The organism is Pseudolabrys sp. (assembly GCF_035943735.1).
GTDB lineage: Bacteria > Pseudomonadota > Alphaproteobacteria > Rhizobiales > Xanthobacteraceae > Pseudolabrys.
This window is the reverse complement of sequence record NZ_DASZBV010000027.1, coordinates 331,925-351,457: the sequence shown is the minus strand read 5'-3', so window position 1 is coordinate 351,457 and position 19,533 is coordinate 331,925. Positions and strand designations below refer to the sequence as shown.

Genomic DNA, 19,533 nt, shown 5'->3' with positions numbered 1-19,533 from the left:
GGAAGCACGCCCGCCCTCACGCATGGCTTCGGATGCGCGTCAGTGTGTCGGTGAAGGGTTTAATTTTAGTTGCGGTAACGCCCTAATCGTCGGCGAATTAAATATTCATTAACGATCGGCGGCCGCCTTATTGCGCGGTGACCACCATCGCGTCGCCCTCCATGGCCGCGCTCGCCGTCAAGCCGCAGGCCTTGGCCAGGAGCCCGGCATAGAACGGCTGGATGCGGTGCGCATCGAGACCCTCCTCGCCGACCTCGCCCGAAATGAGCGCGGCGTTCGGCGGGACTTTGGCGTTGGTGCCGGCGGCGCTGACCTTGAAGCCCATGGCTTCGCCCTCGCCGATCGCGTCGACGCCGAGGCGGCCGCCGCGCGGGATCGCCTGCGCCGCCATCAGCAGCATGTTGAGCAGCAGCTTCACCCGGTTCTTCGGCAACAGCAGCCGCGGCAGGCGCCAGTCGAGCTTGGTCTTGTCGTCCTCGAGGAAGCCGCGCGCGACCTTCTCGGCGTCGCCGGAATCGATCTGCGCGCCGGCCGAGCCGGCGGCGCCGAAGGCGATGCGGCAGAACTGCAGCTTGGCAGAGGCTGTGCCGGCGCTCTTCTTGATCAGGTCGAGCGCGAATTTCTGCGTCTCTTCGTCCTTGTCCTCGGCCATCACTTCGAGCCCGTTGACGATGGCGCCGACCGGACTGATCAGATCGTGGCAGACGCGCGAGCACAGCAGGGCGGCGAGGTCGAGCGCTTCGATCGGGCTTCCGGACATGGACGAATATCTCCGCGGGGGCTTGCATCTGCGCCACAAAACAGGCGAATCGAGGCCCGCCGTGGTCCATCACGGCCATACACCGCGTCCTCCAGACCGCCAAGGACCGAAACCGACGTGACCGAAGCCTCCCGTATTGCCGCAATGACCGCCGATGACGCCGTCCGGCTGATAGACGACCTGACCACGATCGTATCGCGCGCGGCGGCGGCGACACTCCTGAAGCCTGTCGACGAGGTCGAACGGCGCATCAAGGCCGACCAATCGCCGGTCACCGCCGCCGACGAGGCCTCGGAAGCGGTCATCCTCGACGGGCTCGGCCGGCTGCTGCCGGGGCTTCCGGTGGTCGCCGAGGAAAGCGTCGGCCGCGCGCCGGCCGAGCTGGGCGAAAGCTTCGCCGTCGTCGACCCGCTCGACGGAACCAAGGAATTCATCGCCGGACGCGACGAATTCACCGTCAATCTCGCCATCGTCACCCATGGCGTCCCGATCGCCGGGCTGATCGCAGCGCCGGCGCAGGGGGTGATTTGGCGCGGCGTGCCCGGCCGTTTCGCCGACCGCCTGCGGCTCGCGCCGGGCGAACCGGCCGAAAAAGCGCAGGAGCGCACCGCGTTGCATGTGCGGATCGCACCCGACACCCTCAAAGTGGCGGTGTCACGCAGCCATCTCGACCCGAACAGCGAGGCCTTCCTCGGCCGCTTTGCCGCGGTGGAACGTTACGCCTGCGGCTCGTCGGTAAAGTTCTGCCACATCGCCGAAGGCAAGGCCGATCTCTATCCGCGGCTGGGGCCGACGAGCGAATGGGACATCGCCGCCGGCTGCGCCATCCTCGCCGCCGCGGGCGGTATCGTGACCGATCCCGACGGGCAGCCGTTGCGCTTCGGCGGTGGCGGCAAATTCCTGGTGCCGGGCTTCATTGCCTGGGGCGACCGGCGGCGGGCCGCGCTCGGGCGGTGATCAGCGGCCGATCATGCGCTGGATCTCGGGCCAGCGCCGTTCGGCGGCCTCGAGCGTTGGCCCCGGGGCGGCGAGAAACGCCCGTCGGTCCTTGTCGCTATAGAAGAGATAGAGCTTCTCGCCCACGATCGCCCAGACCAGCGGATTGCCCGGCACCGAGCGGCTGTGGGCGATGCCGACCGGGTCGTAGCCGCCGAAGCGAGGCCGATAGACGTCGGGATGGTCCTTGAAGGCCGCCTGATTGCCGACATTGCGGAAGCGCCAGACCGCGCCGTCGAAGGTGGTCTCGAGGCTCGCTTTGCCGAGCTCCGGCTGTCGGTTGGTGAAATAGGCGACCGGATCGTAGCCGCTGAGCGCCAGTCCGGTGCCGGCGTTCACGACCAGTGGATCGGCGGCAGCGGCCGGGAGGAGGCCGGCGGCCAGCGCCAGACCGATCAAGAGGCGTCGGAACGCGGGCTTTTCCGGCTGCCGTGCTGCGGTCATAGTCTGTGGCGACATTCGGGCGATTCGGGCGTGTCTGCCGGTGCCTCGAACCTTTAGGCGCCCGGCATGAGCATCCGGTTAAGGGGCTCGGGGGCCACCTCATCCATGGAGATTTCGATGCGCGCGACCTTGCGGCTGGCCGCTCTGATCCTGTGCCTGGTCGGCTTCGGCTCCGACCTCGCAATGGCGCAGGGGGCGCCGCCGCCTCACCGGCGCGACACTTTCCGCCCGGAAGAGATCGTCCAGGAAGGGCACCGCTTCTTCGGCTCCGTGTCGCAAGGCCTTGCCCAGATCGTCGAGAAGGCGGTCAGCCGCTGGGGCGAGCCGAACGGTTACATCCTCGGTCAGGAAGGCTCGGGCGCGCTGGTCGTCGGCCTGCGCTACGGCGACGGCAAGCTCTACACCCGCAATGCCGGCGACCGCCGCGTCTTCTGGGAAGGCCCGTCGGTCGGCTTCGACACCGGCGGCGAAGGCGCGCGCACCATGATGCTCGTCTATAACCTGCCCTCGACCGAGGCGATCTATCAGCGCTTCGCCGGCATCGACGGCTCCGCCTACTTCATTGGCGGTTTCGGCATGACCGCTCTGACGGCCAACAAGATCGTCGTGGTTCCGATCCGCTCCGGCGTGGGACTGAGGCTCGGCGCCAATATCGGCTATCTCAAATTTACGCAGCGCGCGACCTGGAACCCGTTCTGATCGCCGTCACCCGCGAAATAAGCTCCGTCCGCACGATGCACTTGAACCCGGCAGCCGCGACGCGGCGCCGGGTTTAGGTTAATGTGGGCTAGCGCTTGGTCGGCGCGGTATCTCCGTGCGATGGTTTCCGCGGGGTTGCCGGGTTGGGGTGAGTTGGAGGCGTTGTTTCATGATTGAACCGATCATGTATTTCGGGATCGGCTTCCTCGTCGCAGCCCTGATCGGCCTCGTCGTCGTCCCCCTCGTCCACAACCGCGCCGTCCGTCTGACCATGCGCCGGCTCGAAGCCGCGACGCCGCTGTCGATGGCGGAAATCCAGGCCGACAAGGATCAGTTGCGCGCCGAATTCGCCATGTCGACGCGGCGCCTCGAAATGAGCGTCGAGCAGCTCAAGATGAAGAGCACCGGCCAGCTCGCCGAGCTCGGCAAGAAGAGCGACGCCATCAACCGGCTCAAGATCGAGCTCGGCGAAAAGACCGCCACCATTTTCGCATTGGAAGCGCGCGACAAGGCGTTGCGCGACCAGTTGCGCGCCACCGAGGAAGAGTTCGCGTTCAAGACCAATGCGATGCTCGAGGCGCAGCGTGCGCTGACCGAGAAGGAAGCGGAACTCGCCCGCTTCGTCAGCGAGTACGACGACAAGTCGAGCGTCGCCGAGGCGCAGAAGGTCGAGATCGTCGCGCTGAAGACGCAGGTCGACGCGCTCAAGGACCGCCTCACCGCCGCCGGCAACGATCTGAAAGCGGTGGAAGACCGCCGCGACGCCGAGCGCGTCGAATTGAAGGCGGCGACGCAGGAGCTCGCGGAAGAGCGCGGCAAGGTGGAGAACCTCGGCCGCCGCGTCTCCGAGCTGGAGCACGCGCTGGTCGCGCAAACGACGGAAGCCGAGATCCTCGGTCGTCGGGCCCAGGACCTGGAGAACCGGCTCACCGAGCAGTCGCGCCTCCTGACCGAAAGCGATTTCGAGTTGCGCCAGATCCGCAGTCAGATTGAGACCGCGCAGAAGACCGAAGCCGACCTGCGCGCGGCCATCGCCGAACTCGACGGCCGTTCGTCCTCGGCCACCCAGAAGCTGAAGACCGAGAACAGCCAGCTTCAGGCCGAGCTCGAGCACACGCGCGACGACCGCGACCGCATCGCGCGCGATCTCGCCAACATTAAGCGCGAGACCGAAGAGACCTGGGCCAACGAGCGGGTCGAGAACGCGCTGCTGCGCGAGCGCATCAACGACGTGGCTGCGGAAGTGGCGCGGCTCGCCTCGTCGCTGGAAGGGCCGAACTCGACCATCGACGCGATCCTGGCGGCCGAGACCGCCCGCGACCGCGCCGTGGCCGCGGCGGCTCCGGTCACCGTGCATGGCGATGTCACGCTCGAGACCGCAGCCGAGGTCGGCGGCAATCTTGCCGACCGCATCCGCGCGCTGCAGAGCCAGTCCGTGCGCGGCCCCATCGCCGACGACCCGAAGACGCGGAACTAACGAGCTTTGTCCCGGGCGCCATGCAGCGCGAAGCGCTGCTTTGCAGACCCGGGACCGTGCATTCTGACGACCCCGGATCGCTTGACCCTCTCCGGCGCATTCCCTATACCCGCCACGCTTGGTGGCCGGGCGGTTAGCTCAGCGGGAGAGCACACCCTTCACACGGGTGGGGTCATAGGTTCAATCCCTATACCGCCCACCATCGCCTCCGAAACAATTGAAAGCGACCGAACGCGGCTGCCGCCGCGTCTGCCTCCTCAGGCGAACTGCCGCACCATGATCGCGACGACCGCGAGCACGACGAGACCGGCGAGAATGGTGCCGATCAGCTTGCCGATGCGCTCCGGTGCGCCGTTTTCAGGTTGGACATGGGTCATGACGGTGTGCCCTCCTCGATCGCCGCCCCGCGTCAGGATTTGCGCCGCGCTTGAGGCTCGCGCGTGAGATTCTTCGCGGCAAGCTCGTCGAGATAATCCTGCCAATACTTGCTGCGATTGCGTCCGAGCTCGGCGAGGTAGTTCCAGTCGAAGATGCCGGTCGAGTGCATGTCGTCGAAGACGAGCCGCACCGCGTAATTGCCGACCGGCAGCACTTCGAGCACGGCGACGTCGCGTTTGCCGGGAACGGTCTGCCGCTGATCCGGCGAATGTCCCTGCACTTCCGCGCTCGGGCTCTTCACGCGCAGATATTCGGCCGGCAATTCGAAGCGCTCGCCGCTGTCGAAGGAGACGGTCAGGGTCTTGCAGTCCTTGGCGAGCCGCAATTCGGTCGGCCAGGATTCGCGCTTTGCATCGGTCATGCGCCGTCTTCTAGCGCGCGGCGCGTCAGTTCACAAACCGCACCGTGCCGGCGGTCGACAGGTCGAAGCCGCCCATCTCGCCGGCGCGGGCGGCGAGATCCTGCGAACGCAGGAACTGCACCAGGGACTGCATCGCCGGACGGAAATAATCGCGCTGGCGCATCAGCAGATCGAACGCCTCCCAGACGATCGGCACGAAATCGAGCCCGGCGGAATTGGCCACCGAGCGGGTGGCGATGCCGGTATCGGCGCGCCCGGCGCGGATCGCCTGCGCGATGTCCGGCCCGGTCGGGCACATCGGCCCGGTCTGCACCGCCTCAAGCGTCGCCCTGGACCGATTGAGCAGCGCGAGCAGCAGGAGCTGCGCACCGGCGCCCTTCGGCCGCATGCAGACGCGCGCGTGCTTTTCCAGCACGTCCTCGATGCGGGTGATCTTGCCCGGGTTGCCCGTGGGCACGAGGAAGCCCTGCTCGCGCCGGCAAAACCCGATGAGCACCGCGTCGCCGACGTCGTTGCGCGCCTCTAGCATGGCGACATTGGCATCCGCTTCCGGGTTGTCGAGCGCGTGCAGGTGCATGCCGGCGGCGATCGCCTCGCCGGCGAGAAAGCGCTCCATGCCGGCCTCGCTGCCGATGGCGAGCGTCGCCAGCCCGCAGCCGCTCTCGCGCAGCGCCCATTCGAGCAGCGGATCGTGACTGCCGGCGACGATCGGCGCCGGCTCCGGCCGCGACAGCCCCGGCGGACGCTGGATGCTCGTTGTCAGCCAGTGATCGAGCTCAACCTTCGGGAACAGCCAGCGGCCCGTCACCTTGGTGCAGGGAATGCTGCCCTCGGCGACCATCTCGTAGATCTTGCGTTCCTTCAGGCGCAGATAGCCGGCGGCTTCGGACGTCGTGAACAGCTGCATGGGAAATGCCCCGGGTGCAAAGTGAGCAAGGCTATCCGACGCCGCCTCGCGGCGCCATGCGCTCAGCCGGCCGCCGCGCGCGGCAGGCTGGCCAGCCTCGCCTTGAAATCGAAGGAGAGGTCGGCGGCTTCCTCAGGCGTGAGCGACTGTCCGGCACCGATGAGCCGCCGTCCGAACATATGGTCGGCGCCGCGATTGATCGACTCGATGCCGAGCAGCCGGTCGCCCTTGAAGCAGAACACCGAGAACGCCCGCGTCGCCGGATCGCCGCGCACCACCGTGCGGTCGCAGCCGCCGGTCAGACCGACCATCTGCAGCTTTAGGTCCCTTTGGTCGCTCCAGAACCAGGGCACCGCCGCATAGCCGCCGTCGGACTTGCCGACGATGCGCTGGGCGACGTAGCGGCCCTGGTCGACGGCGTTCTGCACCGATTCAAGGCGCAGGCGCGCGCCGGTGGCCGCGTCGGGGAACGACGCGCAGTCGCCGATGGCGGAGATGGCGGGATCGCTCGTGAGCAATTGCGCGTCGACGGCGATGCCGTTGTCGAGCGCAAGGCCGGCCGCCTGCGCCAGCCCGGTCTCCGGCAGGATGCCGATGCCGACCAGCACGAGGTCGGCCGGGATCCTGCGGCCGTCGGCCGTGGTCACGCCGGTGACGCGCCCGCCCGCGCTGTCGATGCTGGCGAGCCGCGCCTCGAACAGGAGCTGCACGCCCCAGGCGGCATGCGCCTCGGCGAAGAAGCTTGAGACCGGCATCGACACCGCGCGGCTCATGCACCGTCCGAGCGCCTCGAGCACGGTCACCTGTTTGCCGAGCTTGCTCGCCACCGCCGCGAGCTCGAGGCCGATGAAGCCGGCGCCGGCGACGACGATCGACTGCGCGGCGTGGAAACGCTCTTTGATGGCGTCGGCTTCGGCCAAAGTGCGCAGGTAAAGGACGCCGTCGGCCTCGGCACCGTGCACCGGGAGCGTGCGGTTGCGCGCGCCGGTCGCCAACACCAGATGGTCGTAAGCGAGCGTCTGGCCGGAGGCGAGCGTCACGCGCCGCGCCGGCCGGTCGATACCGGTGACGGTCTCGCCGACGATCAGGCCGATCTCGTGCTTGTCGTAATAGCTCTGCGGGCGGAGCTGCAGCCGTTCGGCCGTGGTGTCGCCGAGCAGGTAAGCCTTCGACAAAGGCGGCCGCTGATAGGGAAGGACGGGCTCGTTGCCGACGATGAGGACCGGCTCTGCGTAGCCGGCTTCGCGCAGCGACGCGGCGACCTGGTAGCCACCCTGCCCGCCGCCGAGGATAAGCGTTCCGGCCATCAGCCCCTGCTCACGCGCACCGCGAAACGGCAGGGGTCTTATGCGCTTTGGCCGGCAATGTCACCCGGCCGGGGACCGGCAGGGGGTCCGCAACAACGGGGCGTCAGGCGTGCGCGAGCGCGCGGACCGTCCGACGGGCGGCGCGGCGGCGCGGCAGTTGGGTTTCGGCGACCGCCGGAACGATGCTGACTTCGGCCAGCTCGGAGCAGACGCAGGCCGCGGCCTTGCGCGCGGGCAGCGTCACCCGGCGGCCGTCCGGAAACTCCACGAACCGGCGCACCATGCCGCCATGGCTTTCCAGCACGTATTTCGCGCCGTCCGGAAACCGGGTCGGCAGACGGTTGCTCGAACGCATTGATCTCACCTTTGGCTGGTCTCGCCCCGCATCTGGAAAACACCCACCTCGTTACCAAGTTCTGGCAGCGCGCTGACAGCAGCCGACTTGTACCCACTATCCACCGGCCGAGCCGCCATCGTCTCTTGTTTGCCCAACCGGTAGGCAGTGCCGCATTGACGGGCATCAATCATTGAATTCCGCCCCGCCGCTATCAAATGAGGGCGGAAAGGTGAGTCGATGACGGATTTTCGCAACGATTGGATGTGGTCGGAGGCCTGCGAGGTGCTGGTCCGGGCCGAGCGCATGCATCGCGAGTTCTTCCGCCCGATCCGCACCGCCGCGCGAGTGCCCGCCTGGGAGCCGCCGGTGGACGTGCTGGAGACGGACCGGGACGTGCTCGTGTTCTTCGCTTTGCCCGGCGTCGACCCGGATCGGGTCGAGGCAGTGATCGAGGACGGCACGCTCCTGGTGGCCGGCCTGCGGGTGCTGCCCCCGGAGCTACAGACCGCGACCATCCATCGTCTGGAACTGCCGCAAGGCCGCTTCGAGAAGCGGGTGCGGTTGCCGGCGGGACGCTACGCCAATGTCCGCCGGTCCATGGCGAATGGCTGTCTGCTGATCACCCTCGAGAAAGGGACTTTCCGTGGTTGAGTCTGAAAATCTGCGCTCGATGAGCGAGGGCACAAGCCCATCCGGCGACGCCAACAAGGGTCGCCAGGAGAACCATCTCCCGCCACTGCCGGCCGACGCGATGATCATCGTGCCGGTGCGCAACTTCGTGCTTTTTCCCGGCATGGTGATGCCGGTCACGGTCGGCCGTTCGAAGTCGATCGCCGCGGCCCAGCAGGCCGTGCGCGAGCAGCGTCCGGTCGGCATCCTCAAGCAGCGCGATCCCGACGTTGCCGATCCGACGGCAATCGACATGCACCGCATGGGCACGGTGGCCAACGTCGTGCGCTACATCACCGGCCAGGACGGCGCCAATCACCTGATCTGTCAGGGCGAGCAACGCTTCCAGGTGCTCGAATTCCTGAGCGGCTGGCCGTTCATGGTCGCGCGCGTGCTGCGCATTCCGGAACCGACGACGCGCACGCCCGAGATCGAGGCGCGCTTCCTGCATCTGCGGGGGCAGGCCCTTGAGTCGGTCGAACTGCTGCCGCAGGCGCCGCAGGAACTTGTCGGCGCGATCCAGGGGATCGAGAATCCCGGCGCGCTCGCCGATCTCGCGGTCTCCTACATGGACGTGAAGCCCGAGGAAAAGCAGGAGATCCTGGAGACCGTCGACATTACCGCGCGCATGGAGAAGGTGTCCCGGCTTCTGGCGCAGCGCATCGAGGTGCTCAAGCTCTCCGCCGAGATCGGCAAGCAGACCAGGGCGTCGCTCGACGAGCGTCAGCGCGAGGTGCTGCTGCGCGAGCAGATGGCGGCGATCCAGAAGCAGCTCGGCGAGGGCGAGGAAGGCAAGGCCGAGGAATTGGCCGAGTTGGAGAAGAAGATCACTGACGCCGGCATGCCGAAGGACGTCGAGGACCAGGCCAGAAAGGAACTGCGCCGGCTGCAGCGCATGCCGGAGGCGCAGGGCGAATACGGCATGGTGCGCACCTATCTCGATTGGCTGATCGAGCTGCCCTGGAAGCTGCCGGAAGAGCAGACGATCGACATCGCCGAGGCTCGCCGCATCCTCGACGCCGACCACTACGGCCTCGACAAGATCAAGCGCCGCATCGTCGAGTTCCTCGCCGTCCGCAAGCTCGCGCCCGCCGGCAAGGCGCCGATCCTGTGCTTCGTCGGGCCTCCCGGCGTTGGCAAGACGTCGCTCGGCCAGTCGATCGCGCGCGCCATGAACCGCAAGTTCGTGCGCGTGTCGCTCGGCGGCGTGCATGACGAGGCGGAAATCCGCGGCCACCGGCGCACCTATATCGGCGCGTTGCCGGGCAACATCATCCAGGGCATCAAGAAGGCGGGTTCGCGCAATTGCGTGATGATGCTGGACGAAATCGACAAGCTCGGCGCCGGCATCCATGGCGATCCGTCCGCGGCCATGCTCGAGGTGCTCGATCCGGAGCAGAACAACACGTTTCGCGACAACTATCTCGGCGTGCCATTCGACCTGTCGCGCGTAGTGTTCATCGCCACGGCGAACATGCTCGACACCATCCCGGGGCCGTTGCGCGACCGCATGGAGATCATCAGCCTCTCCGGCTACACCGAACAGGAGAAGCTGCAGATCGCCTCACGCTATCTGGTCAAGCGCCAGATGGACGCGAACGGTGTCAAGGAGGGCCAGGTCGAGATCACGGAAAGCGCGCTGCGCGAGATCATCCACGCCTATACACGTGAAGCCGGCGTGCGCAATCTCGAGCGCGAGATCGGCAAGGTCCTGCGCAACGCGGCGGTGCGCATCGCCGAAGGCTCGGCGGAGAACATCCGCGTCGACGTCGGCGATCTCGCGGCGAGTCTCGGTCAGCGCAGGTTCGAGAGCGAAGTCGCCATGCGCACCAGTGTGCCTGGCGTCGCGACCGGGCTTGCCTGGACGCCGGTCGGCGGCGACATCCTCTTCATCGAGGCGACGCGCGTGCACGGCTCAGGCCGGCTGATCCTCACCGGCCAGCTCGGCGACGTGATGAAGGAAAGCGCGCAGGCAGCGCTGTCCATCGTCAAGAACCGCGCCGTGCTGCTGGGCATCGATCCCGACCGCTTCGAGAAGTCGGACATCCACGTGCACGTGCCGGCAGGCGCCATCCCGAAGGACGGGCCGAGCGCGGGCGTCGCCATGTTCATGGCGCTGACCTCGCTGATGACCGACCGCACCATCCGTAGCGACACCGCCATGACCGGTGAAATCTCGCTGCGCGGCCTGGTGCTGCCGGTCGGCGGCATCAAGGAGAAGGTCATCGCCGCGCATGCGGCGGGGCTCAAGCGGGTTATGCTGCCGGCGCGCAACAAGCGTGACTTCGACGATATCCCCGAGGAAGTGCGGCGCGACCTCGCGTTCGTCTGGCTCGAGCGCGTCGAGGAAGCCGTCGCCGCGGCACTGGAGGACAAGGTCGTCTCGCCGGCCTCGGCACCGGACGACACCCCGACGGAAGCGCTCGCGTAACACCGCGCGGGCAGGACGTCTCAATTGTGGCCGGGACCGTCCCGGCCACAATCGTTTGGTGGCGGCACCAAAGCCAATTCGCACGATTGCGTGTTCGATTCTGTCATCGTCGCAATATTCGGAACGGGCGCACCGGCCCCCGCGTTTCCGGGCAGAACCCACAGTCCCGAATGGAGCGCCCCATGGTGTCGAAACTCGCAATGACCGCAGCCGCGGTCGGAACTGCCTTCGTCCTCGCCGCAGCCCCCGCGCAAGCTCAACATTGGCATGGCCACCATCACGGCGGCGGCGGCTTTGGTGCCGGCATCGCAGGTTTCGCGGCCGGTGCGCTGATCGGCGGCGCGATCGCCGGCGGGCCGTATTACCGCGGCTACGGTCCCGATTACGGTTACGATTACGCCCCGGAGTATGGCTACGGTTACGCGCCGGGCCCAGTGGTCGTTGAACGCTCCGGCGGCGGCGGCGTGGCCTATTGCGAGCAGCGGTACCGCTCCTACGATCCGTCGAGCGGCACCTTCCTCGGCTACGACGGCATGCGCCATCCCTGCCCGTAACCCGACCTAGAACTGATATGAAACGCGCCGGACCTGGTCCGGCGCGTTTTCGTATCTACTCGATGAACTGGCCCGAGCGGCGCTCGCCGGCGTATTTCGCCAGCGCCAGGAAACGGTAGAGGCCGTGCACGAACTTGCCGTAAGGCAGGCTGAGGAACAGGCCGAGCACGAAGCCGAGATGCACGGCGAGCAGCATGCCCATTGCCGCCGTATCGCGCAGCACCAGCAGCAGAAGGCCGGTCAGGCCCGTGAGGAGCAGCATCAGCACGAACGCGACGTTCATGCCGCGATGCGCGGTGTCGGTGAGGATCGGATCGCGCTTGCCCTGCAGCGTCAGGAGCCCGAGCGGCCCGACGACCAGGCCGATGCCGCCGATGGTGCCGAGCACGACCGGCAGGCTCAGTACCGCGTAGGGCGCGTGCCAGCCGAAGGCGTAGTGATAGATCGTGGCGACGCAGGTCGCGGCGAAGGCGAACAGAAAGCCGTAGAAAGTGAAGTGGTGGAAGATGCGCCGCGCCGACGACGGCCGCTTGCTTTCGCTGGTGCACTCGCCGCCGCCGCCGTGCAGATAGGTCAGGTGCAGGGCGTCGCTCACCGCCCTGCCGAAGCCAGCGACGCCCGGTGACGATTGCGACCCGCCGATGTCGCGCCAGAAGGCGGCGAGGCTGACGACGAAGGCGAGGATGCAATAGAGCGCGACGATGCCGAACAGCAGGGCCATCGCGTTGTGCGGCATCACCTTGTAGAAGTCGCCCGCATTGCGCGAGAACAGCGCGGCCGGATCGCTCCACGCCACGAAGCCGATGATGAAGGCGGCGACGCTGAGCGCGGTCGCCAGCGTGACGAAGACGCCGTTGCGGGCGAACAGGCCGGAGAGAAATTTCGGCCAGACGTAGACGGCGTAGCTCTCGTTGCGAAGCTTGGCCATCGCCGCCGGGACGTTGACGTTGAACTCGTGCGGCGGCGAGTACTGGCAGTCGGTGTAGCAGGCGCCGCACTGGTGGCAGAGATTGGCGAGGTAATTGAGGTCGCCGGCGCCGAAGGTGCGGCGCATTTCCATGGCCGGGAATACGGCGCACAGGCCCTCGCAATAACGGCAGGCATTGCAGATCGTCATCAGACGATCGGCTTCGCGCAAATTCTCAGTTGCGAGCATGCTTGGCCGCTCCCTCCCCCGCGACGCGGCCGAACACGGCGCCGATGGTCATGCCGATACCGGCGAGATAGCCCTTGCCGAGCACGTTGCCGGCCATGATCTCGCCGGCCGCGAACATGTTGCCCGACGGCTTACCGCCCTCGAGCATCATCCGCGACTCTTCGTTCACGCGCACGCCGAGATAAGTGAAGGTGATGCCCGGCCGCAGCGGATAGGCATAGTACGGCGGCTTGTCGATGCGCCGCGCCCAGTGCGTCTTCGGAATGGCGAGCCCTTCCGTGCGGCAATCGTCGAGCCCCGTGTGGTCGAAGGTGCCCGGGCGCACCGCTGCATTGAAGTCGTCGACCGTCTTCGCCAGCGCGGCCGGATCGAGATCGAGCTTGCCGGCGAGCTCCGGGATCGACTGCGCCGTGATGGCCGGGAAGATCGACGGCATGAACAGGTGGATCGACTGGGAATCGATGATCGAATAGCCGATCTGTTCCGGCTGCTGCGCCACCAGACGGCCCCAGATGGCGTAGCGCTTGGGCCAGGTGTCCTCGCCCTCGTCGTAGAAGCGCTGCGCCTGGCGGTTGACCATGATGCCGAAGATGACGCTGTCGAGACGCGTGGCGATGCCGCCGTCGAACTTCGGCGCGCGCGCGTCAATCGCCACCGCATGACACTGCGTCGGGTCGCCGACGGCGGCGACGCCCTTGTCGAGCAGCATGCGCAGTACGTCGCCGCGATTGTACGGCGTGCCGCGGATGAGGAAGTTGTCGGCGGCCTCGCCCCAATACTGCTTCAGCCACTCGATGTTCGCCTCGAAGCCGCCGCAGGCTGCGACGAGGGCCTTGCCGCGCACCTGCTGCTCACGACCCTTGTGCTTGACGGTGGCGGAGACGAAGAAGCCGTCCTCGATGGTCAAACCGGTGACCGGCGTGTCGTAGAGACAGGTGACGCCCAAAGCCTCGGCGCGGCGGTACAGCGCGTTGAGCATGCCGCGGCCACCGCCCAGGAAGAAGGCGTTGGTCTTGCCCAGGCTGAGCGTGCCGCCGAGCGGCGGCTGAAAACGCACCCCCTGCTCGTCCATGAAGGGCAGAAGCTCGCGCGAACGCGCGATCGTCATCTCGGCAAGGGTCTTGTCGGTCTGCCCGCCGGTGACGCGATAGAGGTCGTCGAGGAATTCCTGCTGCTCGTAGGGGCCGGTCATCGTCGGCGCCGTGCCGTCGTGCGAGCAGCGCAGGTTGCGGGTGTGGCGCGTATTGCCTCCCCGATAGAACTCTGGGGCGCCTTCCAGCACCACGGTGCGGCGCCCGGCCCGCGCGGCGCTGATCGCAGCGCACAAGGCGGCGTTGCCGCCGCCCAGAACCACAACATCGAAGGGGTCGCTCAAAGTGTCATGACTCATGTGGCGCATAGAGCACAGGGTGGCGCCCATATCAATTCCGCACATGCGGAACAGCCGTCCGCATCCATGCGTTGAACGTCTTGCAGTCATGCAGGAGGCATCCCATGCCGACGCACCTCCCGCGCCGCGAAGCGCAGCTGCCGTCGAGCCACCGCACGAGCCCCCGGATGGACGGGTTCGGCACCTGGATCAGCATCGTCGTGCTGGTCGGCGCGGTGACTGCGGCTTTCGTCATGCGACAGAACATCGACGATCATATCTACAGTGCCGTCAGCGCCTCCCACGCCGCGACGACCGGTGCCGTCGCCCACGATCAGTGAGCCGACGGCACATCGACGACCTCCCGGAACGGCGATCGCCGGGGCGGCGTTGGCATTGCAGACAAGCAATCTCACGCATGGAATGCGCAGCCAACGCTTCGGCCGGCTGCGGGACCCCGCAATGCCAGCACAACAGCGTCGGTCATTCGCACTCAAAGCCGCCGGGTGGATCAGCACACCGTTTCTGTATGCGCTGATGGTCGGAATCGTCATCCGCGCGGCGCGGCAACGGCCGGCCAGACACACATAGACTTATTGCTAATCTGAGGCCGACGCCCAAAACGGCGAAGGCCGCGCCCGCGGCGCGGCCTCGTCGTCGGCAATCCCGCAGCGCTTCAGGCGCGCCGGCGGCGATGGCCCATGGAAAGCCCGAGAGAGTAAGCCTTCATGCGGATCGTCGCTTCGGTCCGCTTCATCATCTTCGACACCTTGGAGACCGGTGTCTTGTCGCGCGAATGCTTTTTCAGAGCCTTGAGGTCCGCGTCAGTCCAGCGCTTATATGCGCGAGTTTTTCGCTTCTTAGCCATTTGTTGAATCCGAATGATGAGGAAGCGCCATAGTGCACATCTCAAATCGTAAGTCTACTACGCTTAGATGGTATCATAATGGGGGAAGCAAGCAAATTTGGCGTTTCGCGGGACTACACTTCTAATTGTGTAAATAAATTTACATTCATACGTTCGCATTTGCGCTGTTTCATTGCATTTTCGAGTCAGAGGCTTGCTCCAAATTGCGCTCCAACTCGGCCAGGCGCGTATGCAATGCTCGCAGACGTTGTGCCACCTCCGCCTCCACTGCGACATTTTGCACATTTCTGCGCGCGTGCGCCTTCTGCTCCTCGATCGCCTCCTTCATCGCGGCAATCTCCTTGCGAATCCGATCGGCAAGCCCCTCGGTCATCGACAATCTCCCTGAGCGTGCGGAGAACGGTTTGCCGCCGAACCGCGTTCCGAAGGTTAAGACCCTCGCCTGCGAGGACGTTCCGGTCAGGCGAAATCCGGTGCACAGCCCAAAACGAGGGCCCGTGACCCGGTTTCAAATCCGAGAGGCACCGGCTACAAATACGGGCCGGCGCCACACCCCATAATGGCTGCAATGATTCTTTTTCATTCGTTTATCCTCGTGGTCGTCGGTCTCGCCTTCGAGGCCCGCATCGCGGGCTCCTGCAAAGGGGCGTCGGTTTGTTGCCGGCGCGGTGGTGAGGCCGAGGCCGCCATGACCCGGGCGCTGGACGATCCGCGCTGCCGCGGCGCCATCAGCTTCGGCATCGCCGGCGGCCTCGACCACGCATTACCGACCGGCTCGCACCTGATCGCGTCGGAGGTCATCACCTCGGCGGGAACCGTCGCCACGGATCTGCGCTGGTCGCAGACGCTGCTGGCGGCCTGCCCGACCGCGCGGCACGCACCGATCCTGGGGGCCGACCACGTGATCATCGAACCGCAGGAGAAGCGCGACCTGTTCGAAACCACCGGCGCGCTCGCCGTCGATACCGAGTCGCACATCACCGCCTTGATGGCCAAAGAGCGCAATCTGCGCTTCGCAGCCTTGCGCATCGTGGCCGACCCCGCCCACCGCAAAGTGCCACAGGCGGCGATGTCGGGGCTGCATCCGGACGGCCGCGCCAATCCGCGCGGCGTGTTGGGAGCGTTGTTGCGGCGGCCGCATGAGACGCCGGCCCTGCTCGCGATCGCGCGCGACACCTGGCGGGCGCGGCGCAGGCTGTCGAGCGCGTTGATGATGATCGGGGATGATTTCGGTCTGCCGCCGCGTGAAATCCCGGCGGCGACAACGGTCATCGAGGTCACGGGTGACGAAGTCCTGGCTGGCGCTCCCTAGGGGAGACTGCGGAGACCACCGGAAACGCCCGTTTTCCCGAAGGAAACTGCATCGCCTGCAGTGCATTTGATACCACCGGAGTGTACCACCGGCAATCGTCTAGATATGGGCACAAGAATTGGCGGCTATACCAAGCGCATTGCGCCGTTGAAGCTTTCGACCGTCCATGTGGGGCCACTTCCGACCACTCGCCGCATGCGGACCATGCCGGCCGCTGTTGGCAGGCGATAGGCCGCGAAGTCCTTCGTCGCCTCTCGGATCGTTTTTTCAATCTCCGGCCGGCGACGAACGTGTGTGCGTTGTGGGAGCCCCGTCGCGTACACGTTGGAGCTTTGTCCCACCAACCAATTCACCTGTTCTTCGTTAGGGATAGCGCTACCAGAGTATTCCGTCACAGCCGCGAAGCAGTCCGGAACCAGCATGTCTGTCCAAACAGCGGGATGCCGAGCGTTAGAAGAGCCGTGGTGTGAGACCTTGAAGAACAATGAAGGTTGTTGAGGGCGAACCTTCGACGCAAGCACCGCTCGCCAGCCTGTGTGGACTGAGGACGTGACTTCTAGGTCCGCGCCGAAAAGCAATAGTTCACCCCCTATGGCGACCGCTAGGACAACCGAAGCATGGTTCGGATCAACAGACGGCAGCCCAGTTGCGCTTTGGTCCAAAGGGACGAAATATCCCGCAAATGCTTCCAGCGCTCGCAGGTAGTCCTCGTCGGAGGGCGACAAGGCCTGAATAACTATCGGGCCGTTCGAACTCTTGTACGAGGCAATCAATCTATTCGCGCCGGCGAAAATGGGCGGCACGTATCCCACAAGGGAGGCCTTCTTTCGCCCGGCCAATATCTCGAAGCACTTCCTAATCTCGGATAGGGGCGGCGTAGCACCCCCGACATCTTGGCTGCTGAACCTAGCTACGATCTGCTTGAACTCAGCGGCCCGCAAAGCGGCTGAACACACGAACTGCGCCGAAGGACAGCAATGAAGAAGTTCGGCCAATCCTTCGACGTGATCCCTGTGCCAATGGGTCGCGACGATCAGCTTCACCTTGTCGAGAGGGATTCCTAGCTGGCGTAGATAAGCCAGTGGGATGCTCTGCCGTTCGGACAGCGCGCTGTCGATACACAGCCAATCACCGTCTCCGACGTGAACAAGAATACTCTCGCCTTTTCCCGGCCCGAACAGCGTAACTTCAATCTCATTCGATGCAGGCGGCGTTTTCGGTATCCCGCTCAAACTCCCCCCAGACTTCATCCACGGCTTGCAGTTCGTGCTGGAATTTTTCTCGGGACATGCGTCCACCGCGGCGCATGAATATCACCGACTGGCGCTCACGCTGACGCGAGCCGTGATCCTTGTAGCCAACCATCCAGTAGAAATTAGCGCCCGGCCGCAAGGCCGCAAGCGATTCTTCCGACAGCTCCGATTTGGAAAAGTGGGTAATCTCCAAAACATCCGGGTGCGCGGGGTCCGTTAGCTTAACTCTGAAGTCCTCCAGCCCGACAGCAAGGACTTCACCGTGCCACCGATTAAGAAGCCAAAAACGAGGCTCTACCGAACCACGGGGGGCCCGACGCACTGACCGCCTAGGGCCCCTTTTCCGATGACCTAGCTCGTGGGTCGACAAAATCGATACAGCTTCCGTATTCGCAGCCGAGTTATCCTTAGGGACGTCGACTAGCAATACGTCCTGCTTTGGATCGTCAGCCTGAACACCTCCGGTGATACTAGCAACAGACTGCTCAAGAACATTGGGCGAGCGGCTGGCAACCTTCAGAACGTGCCGACGCTTAAACTGCGCCGCGCGGCTGGCCTCGAAATCGCTAGATGTGTCAGTTAACGACATCTGCCAGACCCTTCAGATCAGCCACAATTCGGTCTAATCGCGCTTTCGAGCTATCCCACTGATCTTCCAGCACCCCAATGAGGAAGTCAGGGTCTTCGTTCGGCACGGGCGCGTCGAAGTGATCGTTCATATTCACATATACGCCGGGCTTTACGCGAACCGAGGGTTCTACGCGGACGGTGAGCGCGCCCAGCAGGTCACTGTCCAGCCGTTTTCCTTGTACTGCGACTGACGCCATGCCCGGCGCTGTCATAGTTGCGCTCCAAACATGATCCTTCGGAACTAGTGTGTTGCCAATCTTGTGCCAGCCTTGCTCGTCTGCAATTCCGAAGTGGAGGGAGTGATTGATGCCGAGAGCGGTGAAGCTCTTGTTTGTTAGCGCGTCGCAGTAGGCCAGAACAAAATCCCGCATCGGTTCGCCCAAAGGCGTTTCTAGGGTCGTTGACGCTACCAATTTGGTCGTTTCCGCGACGATCTGTATCCACGGCAAACGTAGGACGGTGATGTCAGCGCTCAAGATGTCGTACCGAAGCTGTGCTGCATCGGCTTCAGTGATTAGGCCCTGTTCCGTGAGGTTTTTGGGCTGAAACGATGCCGGATCGCAAGGACCGACGAACACAACGTTGGTACCCACGAAGTCCGCGGGAGCTGCAGACGCCGACACTGATGACACAACTATCCCCCTAGGCTCCCCCGAACAATGGCCGACAACCAGTAAAAAGCCAATGACGACCGTTAGGGTAAGCCTCAACGGACAGCCGAGATGGCTAAGAACAGATGTCCGCTAGGGTTGACTTCAGTTCAACGGACGTCATATTTACGGACACCACCCTAATGAACACAGGGCTCTTGCTATGGCCACCATCCTCTACGCCCGCGTTTCCACCGTCGAGCAGACCATTGAACACCAGCGCACTCAGGCCGAGGCCGCAGGCTTCAAGATCGACAAGGTTGTCTCTGATGACGGAGTGTCGGGAGTGAACGTCCCGCTTGCTGAGCGCTCTCAGGGCAAGCGTTTGTTCGACATGCTCCGCTCCGGGGACACTTTGGTGGTCCGGTGGGTAGACAGGCTTGGACGAAACTATCAGGACGTTTGCGACACCATCCGCACCTTTATGCGCCAAGGCGTCGTGATCCGCACCGTCATCAACAGCATGACATTCGACGGGGCCACGAAAGACCCCATGCAGATGGCCGTCAGAGACGCGCTGATTGCGTTTATGGCCGCAACGGCTCAGGCCCAGGCTGAGGCCACCAAGGCCGCTCAGAAAGCCGGGATTGCGCACGCCAAGACTTCCGCTGAGGCAAAGGCATACAAGGGGCGGAAGCCGAGCTACACACGGGACCAACTGGCGACCATTAGGGACATGCTGAGCGAGCAAGCCGGGGTCGCACAAATTGCCGCCGCCGCGAATGTCAGCCGACAGACCGTCTACAGGGTCATTGAGAACCCGGTGGCCGCTGAGGCTGCGTTGGCGACTTGGGGACTCTAACGGCCCTTACTGGGCGCATAAGGCCCACAAGTGGCGTTGTGCCCGGTTACGCCAAGGGTAACCAGCAACGGCCTGTCCTCCTACTACCGTCCGAAGTACGGTTGCCCTCGAGG

22 protein-coding genes and 1 tRNA gene are annotated in these 19,533 nt (G+C 65.1%); 10 read left to right on the top strand and 13 right to left on the bottom strand.

Features of this window, described 5'->3' with window-relative positions; translation table 11 throughout:
• Nucleotides 1-127 precede the first annotated feature (127 nt).
• The gene (gene chpT / locus VGV41_RS22210) at nt 128-760 is read right to left on the bottom strand and encodes a histidine phosphotransferase ChpT (protein ID WP_326866401.1); all 633 of its coding nucleotides are present in this window, start codon (nt 758-760) and stop codon (nt 128-130) included.
• A gap of 117 nt (nt 761-877) precedes the next feature.
• On the opposite strand from chpT, the gene VGV41_RS22205 reads away from it, so the two are divergent.
• Entirely contained in the window at nt 878-1,717 is an 840-nt protein-coding gene (locus tag VGV41_RS22205; protein WP_326866400.1) for a 3'(2'),5'-bisphosphate nucleotidase CysQ, read from the top strand.
• Here the strand turns inward: VGV41_RS22205 and VGV41_RS22200 are convergent, their stop codons facing one another.
• Nucleotides 1,718-2,215, bottom strand: coding sequence for a YHS domain-containing (seleno)protein (locus VGV41_RS22200; protein ID WP_326866399.1), 498 nt, complete (start codon nt 2,213-2,215; stop codon nt 1,718-1,720). It abuts the gene before it with no gap.
• Between the two features lie 168 nt (nt 2,216-2,383).
• Here VGV41_RS22200 and VGV41_RS22195 point away from each other — a divergent pair, with 168 nt between their 5' ends.
• The 3 genes from VGV41_RS22195 (at nt 2,384) to VGV41_RS22185 (ending at nt 4,578) form a co-directional block, all read left to right on the top strand.
• Nucleotides 2,384-2,899 carry a DUF1134 domain-containing protein gene (locus VGV41_RS22195; RefSeq protein WP_414705191.1) on the top strand — a complete coding sequence of 172 codons (516 nt, stop codon included), beginning with the start codon at nt 2,384-2,386 and terminating at the stop codon, nt 2,897-2,899.
• Nucleotides 2,900-3,068: 169 nt separating this feature from the next.
• A complete protein-coding gene (locus VGV41_RS22190) occupies nt 3,069-4,376 on the top strand; it encodes a hypothetical protein (RefSeq protein WP_326866397.1) in 1,308 nt (435 codons plus the stop codon).
• A 127-nt stretch (nt 4,377-4,503) separates the two neighbouring features.
• Nucleotides 4,504-4,578, top strand: a tRNA-Val gene (locus VGV41_RS22185).
• A 207-nt stretch (nt 4,579-4,785) separates the two neighbouring features.
• Here VGV41_RS22185 and VGV41_RS22180 read toward each other — a convergent pair.
• The 4 genes from VGV41_RS22180 to VGV41_RS22165 form a co-directional block, all read right to left on the bottom strand.
• Complete coding sequence (locus VGV41_RS22180; protein ID WP_326866396.1) at nt 4,786-5,175, bottom strand: DUF971 domain-containing protein; 390 nt, start codon at nt 5,173-5,175, stop codon at nt 4,786-4,788.
• Between the two features lie 25 nt (nt 5,176-5,200).
• Nucleotides 5,201-6,082, bottom strand: a complete 882-nt coding sequence (locus VGV41_RS22175; RefSeq protein WP_326866394.1) for a helix-turn-helix transcriptional regulator — start codon at nt 6,080-6,082, stop codon at nt 5,201-5,203.
• 62 nt (nt 6,083-6,144) lie between these two features.
• The gene (locus VGV41_RS22170) at nt 6,145-7,389 is read right to left on the bottom strand and encodes an NAD(P)/FAD-dependent oxidoreductase (protein WP_326866392.1); all 1,245 of its coding nucleotides are present in this window, start codon (nt 7,387-7,389) and stop codon (nt 6,145-6,147) included.
• A gap of 103 nt (nt 7,390-7,492) precedes the next feature.
• On the bottom strand, nt 7,493-7,744 hold the full coding sequence (locus tag VGV41_RS22165; RefSeq protein ID WP_326866391.1) for a hypothetical protein: 252 nt from the start codon (nt 7,742-7,744) through the stop codon (nt 7,493-7,495).
• Between the two features lie 219 nt (nt 7,745-7,963).
• Between VGV41_RS22165 and VGV41_RS22160 the strand changes: the two genes are divergently transcribed.
• The 3 genes from VGV41_RS22160 to VGV41_RS22150 all read left to right on the top strand — a co-directional run bounded on the left by VGV41_RS22160 (nt 7,964) and on the right by VGV41_RS22150 (nt 11,380).
• Complete coding sequence (locus VGV41_RS22160; RefSeq protein ID WP_326866390.1) at nt 7,964-8,377, top strand: Hsp20/alpha crystallin family protein; 414 nt, start codon at nt 7,964-7,966, stop codon at nt 8,375-8,377.
• 19 nt (nt 8,378-8,396) lie between these two features.
• The gene (gene lon, locus VGV41_RS22155) at nt 8,397-10,826 is read left to right on the top strand and encodes an endopeptidase La (protein ID WP_414705190.1); all 2,430 of its coding nucleotides are present in this window, start codon (nt 8,397-8,399) and stop codon (nt 10,824-10,826) included.
• A 182-nt stretch (nt 10,827-11,008) separates the two neighbouring features.
• On the top strand, nt 11,009-11,380 hold the full coding sequence (locus VGV41_RS22150) for a BA14K family protein (RefSeq protein WP_326866389.1): 372 nt from the start codon (nt 11,009-11,011) through the stop codon (nt 11,378-11,380).
• A gap of 55 nt (nt 11,381-11,435) precedes the next feature.
• On the opposite strand, the gene tcuB is transcribed toward VGV41_RS22150, so the two are convergent.
• Together tcuB and tcuA are read right to left on the bottom strand one after the other, a co-directional pair.
• Nucleotides 11,436-12,536: a tricarballylate utilization 4Fe-4S protein TcuB gene (gene tcuB, locus VGV41_RS22145; RefSeq protein ID WP_326866388.1), complete on the bottom strand. Its 1,101-nt coding sequence runs from the start codon at nt 12,534-12,536 to the stop codon at nt 11,436-11,438.
• On the bottom strand, nt 12,523-13,911 hold the full coding sequence (gene tcuA / locus VGV41_RS22140) for an FAD-dependent tricarballylate dehydrogenase TcuA (RefSeq protein ID WP_326866386.1): 1,389 nt from the start codon (nt 13,909-13,911) through the stop codon (nt 12,523-12,525). Before tcuA ends, tcuB begins: the two co-directional genes overlap by 14 nt.
• A 119-nt stretch (nt 13,912-14,030) precedes the next feature.
• Here tcuA and VGV41_RS22135 point away from each other — a divergent pair, with 119 nt between their 5' ends.
• Nucleotides 14,031-14,246: a hypothetical protein gene (locus VGV41_RS22135; protein WP_326866385.1), complete on the top strand. Its 216-nt coding sequence runs from the start codon at nt 14,031-14,033 to the stop codon at nt 14,244-14,246.
• A gap of 335 nt (nt 14,247-14,581) precedes the next feature.
• On the opposite strand, the gene VGV41_RS22130 is transcribed toward VGV41_RS22135, so the two are convergent.
• Nucleotides 14,582-14,773 (bottom strand): hypothetical protein, encoded by a 192-nt coding sequence (locus tag VGV41_RS22130; protein WP_326866384.1) that lies wholly within the window; start codon nt 14,771-14,773, stop codon nt 14,582-14,584.
• Between the two features lie 169 nt (nt 14,774-14,942).
• Nucleotides 14,943-15,146 (bottom strand): hypothetical protein, encoded by a 204-nt coding sequence (locus VGV41_RS22125; RefSeq protein ID WP_326866383.1) that lies wholly within the window; start codon nt 15,144-15,146, stop codon nt 14,943-14,945.
• A gap of 186 nt (nt 15,147-15,332) precedes the next feature.
• Between VGV41_RS22125 and VGV41_RS22120 the strand changes: the two genes are divergently transcribed.
• Nucleotides 15,333-16,085 (top strand): hypothetical protein, encoded by a 753-nt coding sequence (locus VGV41_RS22120; RefSeq protein ID WP_326866382.1) that lies wholly within the window; start codon nt 15,333-15,335, stop codon nt 16,083-16,085.
• 125 nt (nt 16,086-16,210) lie between these two features.
• Here VGV41_RS22120 and VGV41_RS22115 read toward each other — a convergent pair whose 3' ends face one another.
• The 3 genes from VGV41_RS22115 to VGV41_RS22105 form a co-directional block, all read right to left on the bottom strand.
• The gene (locus VGV41_RS22115; protein ID WP_326866381.1) at nt 16,211-17,317 is read right to left on the bottom strand and encodes an MBL fold metallo-hydrolase; all 1,107 of its coding nucleotides are present in this window, start codon (nt 17,315-17,317) and stop codon (nt 16,211-16,213) included.
• On the bottom strand, nt 17,280-17,531 hold the full coding sequence (locus VGV41_RS22110) for a hypothetical protein (RefSeq protein ID WP_326866379.1): 252 nt from the start codon (nt 17,529-17,531) through the stop codon (nt 17,280-17,282). The genes VGV41_RS22115 and VGV41_RS22110 overlap by 38 nt, the downstream gene beginning before the upstream one ends.
• A gap of 382 nt (nt 17,532-17,913) precedes the next feature.
• Nucleotides 17,914-18,561 (bottom strand): hypothetical protein, encoded by a 648-nt coding sequence (locus VGV41_RS22105; RefSeq protein ID WP_326866378.1) that lies wholly within the window; start codon nt 18,559-18,561, stop codon nt 17,914-17,916.
• Nucleotides 18,562-18,781: 220 nt separating this feature from the next.
• Here VGV41_RS22105 and VGV41_RS22100 point away from each other — a divergent pair, with 220 nt between their 5' ends.
• Nucleotides 18,782-19,420, top strand: a complete 639-nt coding sequence (locus VGV41_RS22100; protein WP_326866376.1) for a recombinase family protein — start codon at nt 18,782-18,784, stop codon at nt 19,418-19,420.
• Nucleotides 19,421-19,533 lie beyond the last annotated feature (113 nt).